The following is a 16,748-nucleotide window of genomic DNA, read 5'->3' as shown; positions in this document are numbered from 1 at the left end:
GGCGCCGGGCTCAGTACCGCAGCGCGGTGCTCAGGCGGGCGGCCGCGACCGCCCGCCGCGGGTCACCGAGGGCCAGCACGCGCAGCGCGTGCTCGTGGATCTCGATGTCGTGGGGGACGAGTTCGCCGTAGCGCAGGGCGTGCTCCGGGCTGCCGCCCGCCAGCACCGCCGAGCGCATCGCCACCTGAAGGTGCTCCCGCCGGGCCACCACGCCGGGTGCCTCCGACCGGGGCAGCAGCGGCCCTTGGTACCGGTGCAGGGCGCCGTCGGTGTCCCCGGCGTCCAGGGCGCGCAGCACGGCGACGGCGTCGCAGTCCACCGCGCGGGTGAGCGCCCAGGTGCGGGTGGTCAGGCAGCCGCCGAGCGCCCGGCGCAGGTGGGAGACCTCCGCCTTCAGGGTGGAGGCGGTGACCGGCTGCTCGCCGTAGAGGGCGTCGCGCAGCCCTTCCGGCGAGAAGCCGCGGGGTTCCAGGGCCAGCAGCGTCAGGATCTCCAGCTGCCGGGGGCGCAGGCGCAGCGGCCTGCCGTCGCACACGGCCTCGGCGTCGCCCAGGCAGGTCAGGCGCAGGCCGTCGCGACGGGGTTCCGGCGACGGGGGCGCGGGGGCGGTGTGCTGCCCGGTGCGCAGCGCGGACTCGATGGAGGACACCAGGGTGCGCACGGCCGACATCGCCAGCGGGTGCGAGCGGTCCCAGGTGCTGGAGAGGTCCAGGACGCCGAGCACGCGTCCGTCCGGAGCGTGGATCGGGGCGCAGTAGCAGACCCAGCCGTGCAGGGCCGCGACGAGGTGCTCGGCGGAGAACACGGTGCTGGGCCGGCCGGTGCGCAGTGCGAGGGCGAGCGCGTTGGTGCCCATGGCCTGTTCGTTCCACCGCCCTCCGGGGGCGAAGTTGACGCGCTCGGCCTGCCGTCGCATGACGCGGCCGCCGCAGGTCCACAGGATGGTGCCGGTCTCGTCGGTGACGGCGGCGATGAAGCCCGCGTCCTCGGCGATGCTGTGCAGTTCGTGGGAGACGGCGGTGACCGGGCCGCGCAGCGGCGAGGCGGACCAGCGGGGGTGGACCGTGCCTCCGTCGGTGACCGGCGCGCTGTCCCGGCGCGGGTCGACGGTGTTCAGCGAGCGGGCCCAGGACGCGGTGACCTCCGGGCGGGGCGACGGGCCGGCCGGGGAGCGGGCGGCCTCCTTCAGCGCGGGCACCCAGCGGGACCACGTGTGCTCCAGCTCCGTCCGCCGCCGCGAAAGCTCCACGGGCGCTGCCACGGATCACCCCCGACCTCGCTGTCGTTAAGGGTTCAACGTCGCGATTCTCTCCCGGAAAGCCGCCGGGCGCACCGGTCCGGACGCGGTGAATCCGCGGTCCTGCCCCACCCGCGGGAAGTGGAGGTTTCTTCACGGGGTGCCGTCGCGTCCGTCCCGGGGCGCGAAGGCGGTGAGGGCGACGACGTCTGGCGCGCGGTCGCGCGGTCGCGCGGGAATAGTCGGCCCACTCGGCGATGCCGGAGCAGGAGGATTCCCGGCCGAGCCGGGCGACGGCCTCCGCGATGTCGAAGTCCGTGGTCCGGAGTCCGACGCCGGGGCCGAGGAGGGGCAGGCGTGACGGGAGGCCGGCTGCTCCGCGGTCAGTGGCCTCGGACGTGCGAGACCTCTTCACAGGCCGGGCGGGCGGCAGTAACCTCCCCTCGTTGCAAGAGATTTCGCAAGTTCTTGCGATCGAGTGCCGGAGTTGAGGCGCGCAGCTGACGGCTCGTCATTCCTGAGACCGCCCGTGGGCGGTCCTGATCGAGGAGAGCCGCATCGACATGACACGCTGGCTGCGCAGACGTCTCCTGACGGGGGTCGCCGCGCCGGTCCTGGGCCTGCTGGTGGCCCTGCCGGCGACCGGTGCCCCGGCCCCCGGTGGCCCGACCGCCGCGGATGCCGCCGTCCCCTCCGCCGCCGCCTCCGCGGCGGAGGACGCGGGCGGGGCGGACCGGGCGACCGTCCACTATTGGACCGCGTCCCGTGACTGGGACGCCTACTACCTGCACTACGCCCCCGACGGGGGTGAATGGACCAACGTGCCCGGCGCGGCGATGGAGTCGTCCTGCCCCGGCTGGGTGACGGCGACCGTGGAGCTCGGCTCCGCCGGGGGGCTGCGGGCCGCGTTCAACGACGGGTCCGGCACCTGGGACAACAACGGTGGCGAGGACTACGACCTGGGGACGGGCTCGATCGCCGTCCGGGACGGCCGCATCTCGCACACCGACCCGTGCGGCGGCGCCGGGGGTGACGACCCGGACGGGGGCGGCGGCAACGAGGCCACCGTCTGGTTCGGCACCGGCACGCTGGGCTGGGGGGCGGCCAACATCCACTACCGGCCGGACGGCGGCAGCTGGACGGACGTCCCGGGCCTGGGCATGACCGAGGTCTGCCCGGGATGGATGCGGCACACCGTCGCCCTGGGCGAGGCCACCGGGCTGACCGCCGCCTTCAACAACGGCAACGGCACCTGGGACAACAACAACGGCCGGGACTACACCCTGACGGCCGGGGTCAGCACGGTCGAGGACCGGGTGGTGACGCCGGACGCGGACGACCCGTGTGCCGGGCACACCCCGGACACCGAGGCGCCGACGGTTCCCTCCGGGGTCACGGCCTCGGCCGAGGGGGTGTCGGTCGTCCTCAGCTGGGGACCGTCCACCGACAACGTGGCGGTCACCGGCTACCGGGTGACACGGACCGGCGGAGGCACCGGCACGGTGGTCACGGACACCGCCTCGACGGTCCATTCGGACGCGAACCTGGAGGAGAGGACCCTTTACACCTACACGGTGCGGGCCAAGGACGCGGCCGGGAACCTCTCCGCCGAGTCCGCCCCGGTCACGGTGACCACCGGGGACGCCCCGGGGGCCCCCGCCGCCGGGGAGCCGCTGGGCACCGACCCGCGCGAGGACCCCATCTACTTCGTGATGACCGCCCGCTTCTACGACGGCGACAGCTCCAACAACCGCGGCGGCAGCCAGCACGAGCGGTCCGGCAACGCCGACTACGACGACCCGATGTTCCGCGGCGACTTCAAGGGCCTGATCGAGAGGCTCGACTACATCAAGGGCCTGGGCTTCTCCGCGGTGTGGATCACCCCGGTGGTGCTGAACCGGTCGGACTACGACTTCCACGGCTACCACGGCTGGGACTTCTACCGGGTCGACCCCCGCCTCGAATCGGCGGGCGCCTCGTACCAGGACCTGATCAACGCGGCGCACGCCAAGGGCATGAAGATCTACCAGGACGTGGTCTACAACCACTCCTCGCGCTGGGGCGCCAAGGGGCTGTTCGTGCCCACCGCCTACGGGGTCCGGGACGAGCAGTGGAGCTGGCTGTACGACGAGCCCAACGAGGACTTCGCCTACGACGGGCTGACCGTGGAGCCCAAGTCGGGGAAGTCGTACTGGAACGGCGACCTGTGGTCCACCCAGGAGCCCAGCGGCAACACCTGCGTGGACTGGGGCAAGCCCACCCCGCACACCAGCCCGGAGGGTTACCGGATCTACAACTGCCAGTGGCCGAGCCCGACCTCGGAGATGTTCCCCGAGGAGTACTACCACCAGTGCTGGATCGGCAACTGGGAGGGCGAGGACTCCCGCAGCTGCTGGCTGCACGACGACCTGGCGGACTTCAACACCGAGAACCCCGCCGTGCAGAACTATTTGATCGGCGCCTACAACAGGTACATCGACATGGGCGTGGACGGCTTCCGGGTGGACACCGCGGTGCACGTCCCCCGGGTGATCTGGACCCGGCACTTCCTGCCGGCCATCGAGCAGCGGGTCACCCAGCGCTTCGGCGCGGAGAAGGCGCGCAACTTCTTCGTGTTCGGCGAGGTCGCGGCGTTCGTCAACGACAAGTGGAACCGCGGCTCGGTCAATCACTCGGCGCAGTTCTTCACCTGGCAGCCCCGGGCGCAGTACAGCGCGGACGACGCGACGGCGGCGCTGGAGGAGTACGAGCACGAGAACGGGCTGGGCCCGGCCGGGCAGCCGGTCTCGGCCAACGCCTTCCTGGACGGCAACAGCTACCGCACGCCGGACCACAGCCGGTTCTCCGGCATGCACATCATCGACATGCGGATGCACATGAACTTCGGTGACGCCCGCAACGCCTTCCACAACGGAAAGGACTCCGACGACTCCGTCAACGACGCGACGTACAACGTGGTGTACGTGGACAGCCACGACTTCGGCCCGAACAAGAGCCACGAGCGGTACACCGGCGGCACCGACGCCTGGGCGGAGAACATGTCGCTGATGTGGACCTTCCGCGGCATCCCGACGCTGTACTACGGCTCCGAGACCGAGTTCCGGAAAGGCGCGCAGATCGACTGCGGTCCGAGCTGCCCGCTGGAGACCACCGGGCGCGCCTACTACGGCGACGAGATCGCCGGCAGCGTCACGGCCTCCGGCTTCGGCACGGTCGCCGAGGCGAGCGGCCCGGTCGCGCAGACCCTGCAGAAGCCGCTGGTGAAACACGTGCAGCGGCTCAACCTCATCCGCCGGGAGATCCCCGCCCTGCAGAAGGGGCAGTACTCGACGGAGGGAGTCAGCGGGGAGATGGCGTTCAAGCGCCGCTACACCGACGCGGCAAGCGGCGTGGACAGCTTCGTGCTGGTGACCGTCTCGCACGGGGCGACCTGGTCGGGCATCCCGGACGGAACCTACCGGGACGCGGTCACCGGCGACGTCCGGACCGTGACCGGCGGATCCCTGTCGGTGGGCGCGCCGGGCACCGGCAATCTGCGGGCCTACGTCCTGGACCTGGGCGGGTCGAACGACGCGCCCGGGAAGATCGGTTCGGACGGTCCCTATCTGAGGTAGGCCCCGGCGGCAGGACAGGGCGCGCCGGGGAGTGCCCCGGGGGCGGCGGATGCGCGGATGCGCGGTCCGCCGCCCCCTCTTCTCGGCGACTCGTGCGCCGGGCGTACGCCCCTCTTATGCAACCGGCCAGTATCGGGTAGTGACTGTCGGTCGCTGCCCGTATGCTCTTCTCATGTCCGCAACCCCCGTCCGCGTCCCGTCGCGTCAGGATGCTGCCGCCGCGAACGAGGCGATCCGCCGGTATGTGCGCCTGCACGGCGCCCGGCCCTGGGGTCCCGCCGAGCGCGCGGAGCTGGACCGGCTGCGCACGGCGTGGCTGCAGGCCATGCGGCCCGCAGGCGCCCGCGGATTGGTCCCCGCGGCGGAGGAGACCGAGCGGCGGCCCGAGCCGTCCGCCGCTCCGCCGGCGCCGGCGCGCGGCAGCCGGCGCACGGTGCGTCCGGCGGCGTCGCGGACCCGTCCGCAGCGCGCCCGGCGCCGGCGCGCGAAACTGGCCGGGCCCCGCGTCCGGGTCGCCCGCGCCGCCCGCCGGGCGCTGCCCGCCCGGAAGACCTGACACCGGCGGCACGATCCGGCGCGCACCCGGCGCGTCGCCGGCCGTCGTGCGCTCGGCCGTCCGGCGGGACGCGGAGAACGGTTCCCGGCCGGATCCGCCGTACTCCTAGGATGGCCGGATGAGTGACCTGGAGAACGGCCGTGCACCGGGTGAAGCTCTGGACGTGCTGCGGCGTGTCTTCGGCTACGACTCCTTCCGCGGCGAACAGCAGGAGATCATCGAGCACGTGGCCGCCGGCGGCGACGCGCTGGTCCTGATGCCCACCGGCGGCGGGAAGTCGCTGTGCTACCAGATTCCCTCGCTCGTCCGTAAGGGCACCGGGGTGGTGATCTCCCCGCTCATCGCCCTCATGCAGGACCAGGTCGACGCGCTGCGCGCGCTGGGCGTGCGGGCGGGTTTCCTCAACTCCACGCAGGACTTCGACGAGCGCCGCGTCACGGAGGCCCAGTTCGCCGCCGGGGAGCTGGACCTGCTCTACCTCGCCCCCGAGCGCCTGCGCTCGGACGCCACCCCCCGGCTGCTGGACCGCGGGGACGTGGCGCTGTTCGCGATCGACGAGGCGCACTGCGTGGCCCAGTGGGGGCACGACTTCCGGCCCGACTACCTCATGCTGTCGGCGCTGGCCGAGCGCTGGCCCGACGTGCCGCGGATCGCGCTGACCGCGACGGCCACCGAGGCGACCCACACCGAGATCGCCTCCCGGCTGAAGCTCCAGGACGCCCGCCACTTCGTCGCCGACTTCGACCGGCCCAACATCCAGTACCGCATCGTGCCCAAGCAGGAGCCGAAGAAGCAGCTGCTGGACCTGCTGCGCTCGGAACACGCCGGCGACGCGGGCATCGTGTACTGCCTGTCGCGGTCCTCGGTGGAGAAGACGGCCGAGTTCCTCACCCGCAGCGGCATCGAGGCGCTGCCGTACCACGCGGGGCTGGACGCCCGCACCCGCGCCGCGCACCAGTCGCGGTTCCTGCGCGAGGACGGGCTGGTGGTGGTGGCCACCATCGCGTTCGGCATGGGCATCGACAAGCCCGACGTCCGCTTCGTCGCGCACCTGGACCTGCCCAAGTCGGTCGAGGGCTACTACCAGGAGACCGGCCGCGCGGGCCGGGACGGGCTGCCCTCCACCGCCTGGCTCGCCTACGGGCTCCAGGACGTGGTGCAGCAGCGCAAGATGATCGAGGGCTCCGAGGGCGACGACGCGCACCGGCGCCGGCTCGGTGCCCATCTGGACGCCATGCTGGCGCTGTGCGAGACCGTCGAGTGCCGGCGGGGCCGGCTGCTGGCCTACTTCGGGCAGCGCGGGCGGGCCGCGGACCGCTGCGGCAACTGCGACACCTGCCTGACCCCGCCCGAGACCTGGGACGGCACGGTCGCCGCGCAGAAGGTGCTGTCGGCCGTGGTGCGGCTGCACCGGGAGCGCCGCCAGAAGTTCGGAGCGGGGCACATCATCGACATCCTGACCGGCAGGAAGACCGCCAAGGTCATCCAGCACGATCATGACGCGCTGAGCGTCTTCGGTGTCGGCGCGGACCTGCGGGAGACCGAGTGGCGGGGCGTGGTGCGGCAGCTGCTCGCCCAGGGCCTGCTGGCCGTCGAGGGCGAGTACGGCACGCTCTCGCTCACCGATGCCGCCGGGGAGGTCCTGCGGGGCGACCGCGAGGTTCCGCTGCGCAAGGAGCCCGAGCGGGCGAAGAAGCCGGCGAGGACGGCGGGCGGTGCGGCATCCGGAACCGGCCGCCGGGCAGCCCCGGTGGAGCTCCCGGAGGAGGCCCTGCCGGTGTTCGAGCGGCTCCGCGCGTGGCGGGCGGCGACGGCGCGCGAACAGGGCGTGCCCGCCTACGTGATCTTCCACGACGCGACCCTGCGGGAGATCGCCGTGTCCGCCCCGGCGGCCATGGAGCAGCTCGCCGCCGTCAACGGCGTCGGCGAGAACAAGCTGGCCAAGTACGGTCAGCGGATCCTCGACCTGCTCGCCGGGCCCCCGGAGGGGGCGGCGGAGCGGAGTTCGCCGGAGACGACACCGGAGACCGCGTCCGAGACGGGGACGGCCCCCGCGCCGGACGCGGAATGGCCCGAGGAGCCGGACTGGGCGGACGAACCGGAATGGAGTGAGGAGCACGGGCCCGGAGAGCCGGAGGAGACCGTCGGGCCCGGCCGGGACGGCGACGGGCTGTCCGCCGCCGTTCCGGCCGGAGAGGGCTCCTGACAGGCTCGTCAGCCGAGCATCAAGCCGTGCACGCTCAGGATCTGTACAGCCGGCAGCACGAAGGTGGTTCCGCCGCTTATGCAGCTGCCGGAGCCGCCGACGACGACACCGACGAGCCGGCCGGACGCCAGGACGGCACCCCGGCTGTACGGGTCCGGGCACATGGTCGTCCGGATCAGCCCGTAGACGGTGCCTTGGGGGTAGTTGACCGTCTGGTTCAGGGCCTGCACGGTGCCACAGAGCCAGCCGGTCGACGACCCGAACCGGCAGACCTGCTGGCCCACCGCAGGGTTGATCACCTGGTTGACCGTGATGACGGTGCCGCCGGCGTTGATCTCCGGAGGGTAGGTGAAGTCCGAGCTGGTGTAGCGGATGAGCGTGTAGGCGGGCGTCGTCGTGACGGTGACCGCCACCGGCACGGTCTGCTGGGAGTCGGCGAACCACTGGGTGCCCACCTGCCCGCAGCCCGAGGGCATCGCGGCGTAGTTCCGCGCACCGCCGCGGGCGTTGAAGCTCACCGCGCACCAGCCACCCGCGGTGTACAGGACATCACCGCCGCGGATGGGGGTGGAAGCCGGTGCGGGCCGGCTGGTGTCGGCGGCGGGGGCCGCGTCGGCCGCCGCGGCGGCGGGAGCGGCGGCGAGCCCGAGCGCCGCGAGCACGGCGCACATCAGCCCCACCAGTACGGCACGGGCGCGGTGCCTCCCCGCCGCGGGCTGTCGTGAGCTGTGCGGTTGCGAGGGGTGCGGGGGAGTTCCAGGTCTCATGTGCCCTCCGTGGGGATGTGGTGCGGCCGGGGGTCACCCGGCCGCGGGGCTCCGTCGGGGTGGTGGAGCGGTCTTCTCGCTCGGCAGACGCGTTCCGGCACATCGTGTGCCGCGATGCCGCCGTCAGTGGCCGACACGCAGTCCGGCCATCGACAGGACCGGAGTGATGCGCAGGTAGGAGGTGGTGCCGCCGGTGGCGCAGGTGCCGGAGCCGCCGACGATGATGCCGACGGCGGAGCTGCCCTGGAAGGCCGGGCCGCCCGCGTCGCCGGGCTCGGAGCAGATGTCCGAGCGGAAGTCGTGGTCAGGGTCGACCGGCGGGATGCCCGGGCCGAGGAGGGCACCGCACCGGTGGCCGGTCGCACCGCCGACGTGGCAGATCCGCGTCGAGGATGCCGGTTCCCGGGCGTCCTCGATGCGCACCACCCGGCCGTCGGCGTTCACCTCGCTGGGGTAGGTCAGGGACGTGTTGGTGTAGGTGATCAGGGAGTAGTTGCGGGTGGGGAACCACGACCGGGTGGTGGTGCCGACGGGGATCCTTCGCTCCGGGTCCGCGAACCAGGTGGTTCCCGGCGCACCGCAGAAGCCGGGCAGGATGCCGAAGTGACGCGCACCGTCGGTCGCGTTGAAGCCGAGCGTGCAGCGGTGCCCGCTGCCGCTGTGCAGCACGTCTCCCCCGCGCAGGACCGTCACCTCCGNGGCCCGGCCGGGGCCGAGGTGAGGACGAGCGCTGCGAGCAGGCCGGCCACGGCACCCGCCAGAGCCGCGCGCAGGCGCCGTCCGGCGCGCGGGGACGCAGGCCGGACGGGCGGGACGGGCGGCACGGGACGAGTGCCGGCGGTGGTGCGTCGGGGTCTCACAGGCGCCTCCGGGGGTGGGGCGGCCGGGCGCTGCCGGCCGGACGGTGCCCGCCATTGTGGAAGACCGCTTCCCTTGATCAGAAGACCACCGAGAGGCACAACTCCGTTACGGGTCAAGCGAGTTGTTGCCGGAGGCAAGGTCGCTCCCGGCTCGGCGGCCGGGTGTGCCGTTGTTCCGGCACCGCCCCGGCCGCCGGACCGGCACGCTGCGCCGGGAACCGGTGCCCTCCGGATCCCCGTCTGCGGATCGGCCGTCCGGATGCGGGCCGGGGCTGCATAACCGCGCCCGCAGGGGAGACCCGGACCGAGGACATACCGGAGCATATTGCCGGACCAACGCACGAAAGGACGTGAGTGACGTGAAGGTCGCCTTTCTCGCGGCGCCGGAGGGCGTGGAGCAGATCGAGCTGACCGACCCCTGGGAGGCGGTGACCGGAGCCGGCGGCACGGCCCGGCTGGTGTCCACCGAGGGGGGCAGCATCCAGGCGTTCCATCACCTGGACAAGGCCGGCACCTTCCCGGTGGACCAGACCGTCACCGAGGCCTCGGTCCCGGAGTACGACGGGCTGGTGCTGCCCGGCGGCGTGGCCAACCCCGACTTCCTGCGGATGAACGAGCGGGCCGTGGCGTTCGTGAAGGAGTTCTGCGAGGCGGGCAAGCCGGTCGCGGCGATCTGCCACGCGCCCTGGACGCTGGTCGAGGCCGACGTGGTGCGCGGCCGCACCCTCACCTCGTTCCCGAGCCTGCGCACCGACATCCGCAATGCCGGCGGCACCTGGGTGGACCAGCAGGTACAGATCTGCGAGGCCGGCCGGTTCACCCTGATCACGAGCCGCAGGCCGGACGACCTCAAGGCCTTCGACGAGGCGTTCCTGCGGGAGTTCTCCAAGGTTTCGGCCTGACCCCTCCGGCCACCTGACGGCCCCGCCCGGCCGCGCGCCACCGGACCCCGGCGGCGCGCGGCCGGTTCTTCGGCCGGCCGATCCGGTGCGCCGCGGCGGGGACCGCCCACCGCCGGTGACCCGCGCACCGGCGCACAACGGGTGAGCATCCGAGCGCCCGCCATGCCCACTGCTGCCCCCATTCGGCGGACAGTACGATCACCGCGGCTGCCGGTTTCCGCCGGCGGCCCATTCATCGAGGGCGAGGGCAAGGCGATATGCAGCGTCATCAGCTGGTGGGCGGACTCCTGGCGGCGGTCGTCGGGGCGACCGCGCTCACGGGGTGCGGCCTGGAGGAAGAACTCGGGCTGGACGACGGCGCGACCCCTCAGTCGCCGTCCGCGCCGTCGGGCACCGTCGGGGATCTTCCCGGTCTGCCGACTCCCGCGGAGGCCACGGAACAGCTCTCCGCGCTGAAGGTGGCCCCGCCCGGCTCGATGGCGGGCTACTCCCGGGAGGAGTTCCCGCACTGGGCGAGCCAGGACGGCTGCTCCGTCCGGCAGACCGTGCTCCTGCGGGACGGCGAGAACGTCGAGGTCAACGACGACTGCCAGCCGGTGGCCGGTGAGTGGTACAGCGCCTTCGACGGCGTCACGCTGACGGACGCCTCCGACATCGACATCGACCACATCGTGCCGCTGGCCAACGCCTGGCGTTCCGGGGCGGACTCCTGGGACCGCGAGCGGCGCCGGGAGTTCGCCAACGATCTGGAGAACCCGCAGCTCATAGCCGTCAGCGCCCGGTCGAACCGGGAGAAGGGTGACCAGTCGCCCGACCAGTGGGAGCCGGTCGAGGAGTACTGGTGCACCTACGCTCTCGCCTGGACCGGCGTGAAGCACGCCTACGGGCTGTCCGTCACCGAGGACGAGCATGAGCGGCTGGGCGAGATGATCGGTACCTGCGCCTCCTGACGCGGGGGTCACAGAGGCAGGACCATCTCCGGCTCACGCCCTCCCGGGGCCGGCGGGCAGGGGGTGGTCCTTCCGGTCGCCCGGAAGCCGCGGCGCCGGTAGAAGGCAACGGCCCGCGCGTTGCTCTCGTGCACCTCCAGCAGCATGCGGCCGGCGCCCCGCTCGGCGCGCGCCCAGTCCAGGACGGCGTCCAGCAGCAGGCCGGCCACTCCGGGGCTTCCTGCCCGTCGGGCAGACGCGCCCCGCCGGACGCCCGTCACAGCCTGGGACGGTAGTTCTCCGCCTTGTCGAGGATCGCGGTGAAGCGCTCCCACTGGGCCGCGGCCTCCGCCGTGGGCCCTACGGTGAAGTCCTCCGGGTCGAGAAAGTCCAGACGCTCCCGCGTGGCCGGGTCCAGATCCCGCCACGCCGCCTCATCCTGCGGTGACCGAGCCACAGTCGTCGCACACCCAGTTGCCGTTGTTCAGTCGTCTTCCGTTCTCCGAGCCGCACGAAGGACACTCCACGGGCCCGCCCCCTCACGCCGCACCAGCTTCCCGGAGGATCAGACTGTAGCGCGCCGGGGGCTGCCCGGGGCAGCCCCGTGTACGGCGTGCCGGTGCGCGCCCGCACCCCCGGTCATCCGGGAAAGTGCGGGCGCGCGGCGGTCGGCGTCACCTCACGCGGGTCACCCGGGCCCCGATCCCGGGCTCGGTCAGCTCCTCACCGAGCACCACGGGGACTTCCACCCGGCCGGCGCCACTGCCGACGGTGAGGCTGCCCACCTCGGTACCGGAGTCCGCGCGTCCGGGGATCTCCTCGCCGCCCTCGGTGAGCCGCAGCCTGACCTCCAGACCCGGCCAGCCGACCGCCTCGACGTCCTCCGTCAGCACCACGGGGGTGCGGCCGCCCAGGCCGTCGTCCACATGGCCGACGACCTGGCCGGCACTCAGCACCCCGGCCGTCAGCAGCTGTTCCTGAGCGAACCGGATCAGCTGGTCGCTCGCGGTCAGGGCACCCGTCAGGATCGAGTTGTCCGAGGGGTGCGGCGGCTGGGACAGCACGGCGCCGATGATGAGCTGGGTGGTGCCCTCCACCTCCCGCTCGGCGGCGAACAGCAGATTGCCGCCGGCCGCGGTCGTGGTGCCGGTCTTGATGCCGACGACGCCGTTGAGCGGCACCAGGTGGTTCCAGTTCCCGTGCTGCCGGCCCCGGCTGTCCTCGTAGCTGGGCATTCTGACGACCTGCCGGAACAGCGGGTCCTTCATCGCCTCCCGGGCCAGCAGCACCTGGTCCTCCGCGGTACTGACCGTCTCGGCCGACAGTCCGCTCGGGTCGGTGTAGGTGGTGTTCTTCATGCCCAGCTCGGCCGCCGTGGCGTTCATCTTCCCGACGAACTCCTCCTCCGACCCGGCGTCCCAGCGGGCCAGCAGCCGGGCGATGTTGTTGCCCGAAGCGATCATGATGGCCTGGACGGCCTCCCGCTGGCTGATGGTGTCACCGGCCCGGACCTCCACGGTGGACTCGCCGACATCGCTCAGCGCCGCCTCGTCCTCGGCCAGCTGATCGACCGGGATCTCCACACCGTCCTCGCCGTCGAGCACGGGATGGTCGCGCAGGATGATGTAGGCGGTCATGGTCTTCGCCACGCTGGCGATGGGCACCGGCTCCTGCTCGCCGAACGTCCCGAAGGACCCCAGGCCGGACACCTCCAGCGCGGCCTGACCACCGGCCGGCCACGGCACCTGCGGGGCCTCGCCCTCGAAGGTGTAGGTCCCGGCAGCTGTCAGCTCGAACTCCGGAGCGGGCAGCGGCCGCAGCAGCTGTGCCACCACAAAGGCGATCATGAGCAGGACGACGAGCGGCGTCCAGATCTTGACCCGGCGCAGGAAGATCCGAAGCGGGGTGGGCGGCGGGGCGGGCTTGTTCGTCAGCTCGGCGAGCAGATCGAGCGGCGCGCGTTCCGTCTCCGGCTCCGCAGGCGCGGCGGGGCCCGGCCGCGCGGGCGCCGGAGCAGCGGGACCGCGAGCGGCGGCGATCTCCTCGTCCGTCTTCAGCGCGACGAACTTGCTGGTCGCGGCGACGCCCTCGCCCTGCCCGGCCGGCTCGCGGGGGAGCTTCAAGGCGGCGGTGGGCCGATCCACCGCCGCGGATCCGCCGTCCTTGCCGGCGTCGTCCTTGCCGGCGTCGTCCGTTGCCGAGCGGGGCAGCTTCAGGGCGGTCGTGGGCTGATCCACCGCCCGCCCGGCCGAGGGCCGGTCCTCGTCGACGGCCGCGCCACCGGGGCCGTCCACGGGGTCGTCATCGAGGCCGTCCTCGGGGCCGTCCTTGCCCGAGCGGCCCCCGGAGGGAGGCAGCTTCAGTGCCGTGGTGGGCTGGTCCACCGCCTTCGCGGCGGTCGCGGCGCCGTCCTCGCTCTTCCCGGCCTCCGGCCCCTCCCCCGGATCGTCCGCCTGCACCGGCTCCGGCTCCGGCTCCGGCTCCGGCTCCGGCTCCGGCTCCGGCTCCGGCTCCGGGGATGCTCCCTGCCGTGAGGCCGCCTCCTCGTCGCGGGCCGGTGCGGCGTCGCGGACCGCAGCAGCGTCGCTCGCCGCCGTGCCCGCCGCTCCGGCTTTGCCGGCGCTCCCGCTGCCCCCAGCGTTCACGGAGGCGGCGGACGACTCGTCCTCGGGCCCCTCCGGCGTCTTCACGGGCTTCCCCGCGGGCTCCGGGGCGGACGGCTCCGCCCCGGCGGGCTTCTTCTTCGCCGGCGGGTCCTCCTCGTCCCCCGGGTCGGCATCCGGCTCGCCGGCGCTCACGGAGGCGCCGCGAGTGTCCGCGCCGGCGATCCTCGGGTCGGGGACGCCCGGCCGGGCCCGGCCCGGCTTCTTCCCCGGCTTCTTCTTCCCCGGCTCTTCCTCCGGCTCAGCTTCGTCGAGGCTGTCGGGCTCTTCTGCCCGCCGCTCCTTGGCAGGGGCACTGCCGGACTCGCGGCTCTCCGCCGACCCACGGGGCCGCGGCTCCTCTCCGTCCTGCTCCCCGCCCGACGGGGCAGCGGCACGGGCACCGTCCTCCACGTCGGTGTCGTGAGGCTCGCCCTCGCGCTTCCCGCCTGTGTCCTCGCGCGGCTCGTCGGCCCGGCTTTCACGAGCTTCCGTGTCCTGGGGAACCTTTTCCGGCCCTCCGGACGTCTTCTCCGATGACTCCGCCCCCAACTCCTGCTCCCGATCCCGTTCCGAAATGTCCGGGGCCTTGCCCACCACCCGCGTCTCCTCACCACTCGTCATCCGTGCGCCGCACGCGGTACCAGTCTGCCGGTTCAGGAGCACCGCCTCCGCGCACACCGGATGCGGCGGAATCGCACCGCCGGTCCGAAGAACGAGAACGACATATCTACGGGTTCCCTTACAAAAGGATCACGCACTCTCGACAGAACAATGTGAGAGGGGTCACCCTGTCTGTCATCCACGCGGGGAGGCATGGATGAGCAGGAGTCGTAGAACCATTCCGGAGGAGTTGCTGCTTCTGGCTCTGGACCCGACCACGGGTACCACAGCACAGCCGCAGTCGCTCGACCTCGGCCTGGCCGGGGCCCAGCTCGTCGAGCTGGCTCTCGCAGGACGGATAGCCCCGGACGGGGATCGCATCGCCGTGGTACTTCCACGGCCTACCGGAGACCCGACGCTGGACAGCGCCCTGGAGCTGCTCCGCCGTCGGGGCAGCCCGGTACGCGCGGTCAACTGGATAGGCGGGCCCCGGCTGGGGCTGCGCCAGACGTACCTCACGCACCTGGAACGCTGCGGCATGGTCCACGCCGTGGAGAACCAGATGTGCGGGGTGCTTCCGACGACCCGGTACCAGGCGACAGAAACCGCGGTGAGCCGCCAGATCAGAGCCAGGCTGGACACCGCCATACGAACCGGCACGCCACCGGACGCGCGGACAGCGGCACTGGCCGCGCTCGCCCACGCGGTCGGTCTGGGCAAGCATCTCTATCCCGGGAACGAGGGCCGTTCCTCGCGTTCCCGGCTGCGGGATCTCATCCGGCACGACCCGATGGGCGGACTGGTGGCCCATGCCGTGATGGATGTCCAGAACGGCGTCGCCGGACAGCAACGCCGCGCGGCGGCCAGTGCGCGCGGTCGCAAGCAGGCGCACACCACGGCGCCCGCGCCGATCGGGTCGGCCCAGCCTGTTCCCGACCAGAGCAGGCGCCGGGGAGTCGCCCGGACCATGGTCCGGACCTCCGTGTCGTCGCACTAGACCGCACCGGGAGCCGCACAGCGCAACGGGGTGCGGTGGCGGCCGTCGCGTGACGGCCTCCACCGCACCCCTTGCCCGCGTTCCGGCACCCTCTGTGGTCATTTCGCAGCGCGCGGACACCGGGAGATGGCAGGCTGCTTGGCAGGAGTCGTACCGACCAGTTTCCGGAGGTGCACAGTCCGTGGCGGGCAATGTCAATCCCACCGTCCGGCGGCGCAGGCTCGGCCAGGAGTTGCGCCGCCTGCGGGAGGACCGCGGCATGACGGCCGAGGAGGTCGCCGACCGGCTGCTGGTCTCCCAGTCCAAGATCAGCAGACTCGAGAACGGGCGCCGCAGCATCAGCCAGCGCGATGTCCGGGACCTGTGCCGGGTCTACGAGGTCGAGGACAAGCGGCTGGTCGAGTCCCTCATGCAGATGGCGAAGGAGTCCCGGCAGCAGGGCTGGTGGCACGCCTTCGCCGAGCTGTCCCCGACCTACAGCGTCTACATCGGGCTGGAGATGGACGCGTCGTCACTGCGGGTCTACGAACCCCAGGTGGTCCCGGGGCTGCTCCAGACCCCGGCGTACGCCGCCGCGGTGATCTCCGGCGCTCTTCCGGAGGTCGCCCCGGAGGAAGTGGCCAGCAGGGTTCAGGTGCGGTTACGGCGCCAGCAGCGCCTCAGCGACACCAGGAATCCGCTGCGGCTGTGGGCGGTGGTGGACGAGGCGGCGCTGTGGCGGGCCGTCGGCGGCCACGACACCATGACCGAGCAGCTGAAGCACCTCGTGGAGGTTTCCCGGCTGCCGCACGTCACACTCCAGGTGATGCCGTTCTCCGCCGGCGCGCACCCCGGCGTGAACGGCCAGTATTCGATAATGGAGTTCCCGGAGACCACCGATTCGACGGTCGTCTACCTGGAGGGCATCACCAGTGATCTCTATCTGGAGAAGCCGCACGAGGTGCAGAACTACAGCGTCATGTACGAGCACCTGCGGGCCCAGGCGCTCAGCCCCGAGCAGACCAGGGACCGCATCACGGTGATCGCCGAGGAGCACCTCAATTCCTGAGCTTCCCCGCCCTCCCGGAACCGGGCGAACGGAGAACCATACACCCGGTGACGCAGTCGAATGCGTGAGTTGCTGAGGCGTCATTCGGTCGGGTGAAACTGCGCGTCGGGAGTCGTTGCGGGCTAGTACGGTCGCCCCCGACACATCGCAGAGAGCCGGAGCAGCTATGGCCATTGAGCACAGAATGACCACCGACTGGATCAAGTCGTCCCACTCCGCGGGGAACGGTGCGTGCGTGGAGGTGAGGTCTCCGGAGGCGGGAGCCCTCGCCGTGCGCGACTCGAAGAAGCCGGCCGGGCCGCGGCTGGGCTTCCCCGCGGCGGCGTGGTCGCGGTTCGTGGGAGCGGTGGACCAAGGTCGCCTCGACCGCTCCTGAGCGGGCTCCGC

The 16,748-nt window shown here is 72.5% G+C and carries 15 protein-coding genes; 8 read left to right on the top strand and 7 right to left on the bottom strand.

The window, feature by feature from the left end:
* Nucleotides 1-10: 10 nt before the first annotated feature.
* Complete coding sequence (locus tag ABD299_RS11375) at nt 11-1,261, bottom strand: GAF domain-containing protein (RefSeq protein WP_344261116.1); 1,251 nt, start codon at nt 1,259-1,261, stop codon at nt 11-13.
* Nucleotides 1,262-1,800: 539 nt separating this feature from the next.
* Here ABD299_RS11375 and ABD299_RS11370 point away from each other — a divergent pair.
* The 3 genes from ABD299_RS11370 (at nt 1,801) to recQ (ending at nt 7,613) form a co-directional block, all read left to right on the top strand.
* The gene (locus ABD299_RS11370; protein ID WP_344261113.1) at nt 1,801-4,851 is read left to right on the top strand and encodes a carbohydrate binding domain-containing protein; all 3,051 of its coding nucleotides are present in this window, start codon (nt 1,801-1,803) and stop codon (nt 4,849-4,851) included.
* A gap of 172 nt (nt 4,852-5,023) precedes the next feature.
* Entirely contained in the window at nt 5,024-5,407 is a 384-nt protein-coding gene (locus tag ABD299_RS11365) for a hypothetical protein (protein WP_344261111.1), read from the top strand.
* A 118-nt stretch (nt 5,408-5,525) separates the two neighbouring features.
* Nucleotides 5,526-7,613 (top strand): DNA helicase RecQ, encoded by a 2,088-nt coding sequence (gene recQ, locus ABD299_RS11360; RefSeq protein ID WP_344261108.1) that lies wholly within the window; start codon nt 5,526-5,528, stop codon nt 7,611-7,613.
* Between the two features lie 8 nt (nt 7,614-7,621).
* Here the strand turns inward: recQ and ABD299_RS11355 are convergent, their stop codons facing one another.
* Nucleotides 7,622-8,380: a S1 family peptidase gene (locus tag ABD299_RS11355; RefSeq protein WP_344261106.1), complete on the bottom strand. Its 759-nt coding sequence runs from the start codon at nt 8,378-8,380 to the stop codon at nt 7,622-7,624.
* A gap of 123 nt (nt 8,381-8,503) precedes the next feature.
* Nucleotides 8,504-9,049 carry a S1 family peptidase gene (locus tag ABD299_RS11350; protein ID WP_344261104.1) on the bottom strand — a complete coding sequence of 182 codons (546 nt, stop codon included), beginning with the start codon at nt 9,047-9,049 and terminating at the stop codon, nt 8,504-8,506.
* A gap of 550 nt (nt 9,050-9,599) precedes the next feature.
* Between ABD299_RS11350 and ABD299_RS11345 the strand changes: the two genes are divergently transcribed.
* Both ABD299_RS11345 and ABD299_RS11340 read left to right on the top strand, forming a co-directional pair.
* Nucleotides 9,600-10,142, top strand: coding sequence for a type 1 glutamine amidotransferase domain-containing protein (locus tag ABD299_RS11345; protein ID WP_344261230.1), 543 nt, complete (start codon nt 9,600-9,602; stop codon nt 10,140-10,142).
* A gap of 257 nt (nt 10,143-10,399) precedes the next feature.
* Nucleotides 10,400-11,092 carry an HNH endonuclease family protein gene (locus tag ABD299_RS11340; RefSeq protein ID WP_344261102.1) on the top strand — a complete coding sequence of 231 codons (693 nt, stop codon included), beginning with the start codon at nt 10,400-10,402 and terminating at the stop codon, nt 11,090-11,092.
* An 8-nt stretch (nt 11,093-11,100) separates the two neighbouring features.
* Here ABD299_RS11340 and ABD299_RS11335 read toward each other — a convergent pair whose 3' ends face one another.
* The 4 genes from ABD299_RS11335 to ABD299_RS11325 all read right to left on the bottom strand — a co-directional run bounded on the left by ABD299_RS11335 (nt 11,101) and on the right by ABD299_RS11325 (nt 14,337).
* Nucleotides 11,101-11,301, bottom strand: coding sequence for a GNAT family N-acetyltransferase (locus ABD299_RS11335; protein ID WP_344261101.1), 201 nt, complete (start codon nt 11,299-11,301; stop codon nt 11,101-11,103).
* Nucleotides 11,302-11,348: 47 nt separating this feature from the next.
* Nucleotides 11,349-11,528: a hypothetical protein gene (locus tag ABD299_RS11330; protein ID WP_344261100.1), complete on the bottom strand. Its 180-nt coding sequence runs from the start codon at nt 11,526-11,528 to the stop codon at nt 11,349-11,351.
* Nucleotides 11,506-11,598 carry a hypothetical protein gene (locus ABD299_RS25135; protein ID WP_425581312.1) on the bottom strand — a complete coding sequence of 31 codons (93 nt, stop codon included), beginning with the start codon at nt 11,596-11,598 and terminating at the stop codon, nt 11,506-11,508. The genes ABD299_RS11330 and ABD299_RS25135 overlap by 23 nt, the downstream gene beginning before the upstream one ends.
* A gap of 147 nt (nt 11,599-11,745) precedes the next feature.
* On the bottom strand, nt 11,746-14,337 hold the full coding sequence (locus tag ABD299_RS11325) for a D-alanyl-D-alanine carboxypeptidase (protein ID WP_344261099.1): 2,592 nt from the start codon (nt 14,335-14,337) through the stop codon (nt 11,746-11,748).
* Between the two features lie 196 nt (nt 14,338-14,533).
* Here ABD299_RS11325 and ABD299_RS11320 point away from each other — a divergent pair, with 196 nt between their 5' ends.
* From ABD299_RS11320 to ABD299_RS11310, 3 genes are all read left to right on the top strand, one after another.
* On the top strand, nt 14,534-15,313 hold the full coding sequence (locus ABD299_RS11320; RefSeq protein ID WP_344261098.1) for a GOLPH3/VPS74 family protein: 780 nt from the start codon (nt 14,534-14,536) through the stop codon (nt 15,311-15,313).
* Between the two features lie 181 nt (nt 15,314-15,494).
* Nucleotides 15,495-16,361 carry a helix-turn-helix domain-containing protein gene (locus ABD299_RS11315; RefSeq protein ID WP_344261096.1) on the top strand — a complete coding sequence of 289 codons (867 nt, stop codon included), beginning with the start codon at nt 15,495-15,497 and terminating at the stop codon, nt 16,359-16,361.
* A gap of 166 nt (nt 16,362-16,527) precedes the next feature.
* Entirely contained in the window at nt 16,528-16,737 is a 210-nt protein-coding gene (locus ABD299_RS11310; RefSeq protein ID WP_344261093.1) for a DUF397 domain-containing protein, read from the top strand.
* Nucleotides 16,738-16,748 lie beyond the last annotated feature (11 nt).

Source organism: Streptomyces sodiiphilus, assembly GCF_039529215.1.
In the GTDB taxonomy this organism is placed as follows: Bacteria; Actinomycetota; Actinomycetes; order Streptomycetales; family Streptomycetaceae; genus Streptomyces; species Streptomyces sodiiphilus.
The sequence above is the reverse complement of the archived record's forward strand: the minus strand, read 5'-3'. Positions and strand labels throughout refer to the sequence as shown.

Excerpts from the sequence above, each read along its gene's own strand:
- recQ (WP_344261108.1), top strand. The coding sequence starts at position 5,526 with ATGAGTGACCTGGAGAACGGCCGTGCACCGGGTGAAGCTCTGGACGTG.
- ABD299_RS11365 (WP_344261111.1), top strand. The coding sequence starts at position 5,024 with ATGTCCGCAACCCCCGTCCGCGTCCCGTCGCGTCAGGATGCTGCCGCC.
- ABD299_RS11325 (WP_344261099.1), bottom strand. The coding sequence starts at position 14,337 with ATGACGAGTGGTGAGGAGACGCGGGTGGTGGGCAAGGCCCCGGACATT.
- ABD299_RS11310 (WP_344261093.1), top strand. The coding sequence starts at position 16,528 with ATGGCCATTGAGCACAGAATGACCACCGACTGGATCAAGTCGTCCCAC.
- ABD299_RS11370 (WP_344261113.1), top strand. The coding sequence starts at position 1,801 with ATGACACGCTGGCTGCGCAGACGTCTCCTGACGGGGGTCGCCGCGCCG.
- ABD299_RS11320 (WP_344261098.1), top strand. The coding sequence starts at position 14,534 with ATGAGCAGGAGTCGTAGAACCATTCCGGAGGAGTTGCTGCTTCTGGCT.
- ABD299_RS11355 (WP_344261106.1), bottom strand. The coding sequence starts at position 8,380 with ATGAGACCTGGAACTCCCCCGCACCCCTCGCAACCGCACAGCTCACGA.
- ABD299_RS11340 (WP_344261102.1), top strand. The coding sequence starts at position 10,400 with ATGCAGCGTCATCAGCTGGTGGGCGGACTCCTGGCGGCGGTCGTCGGG.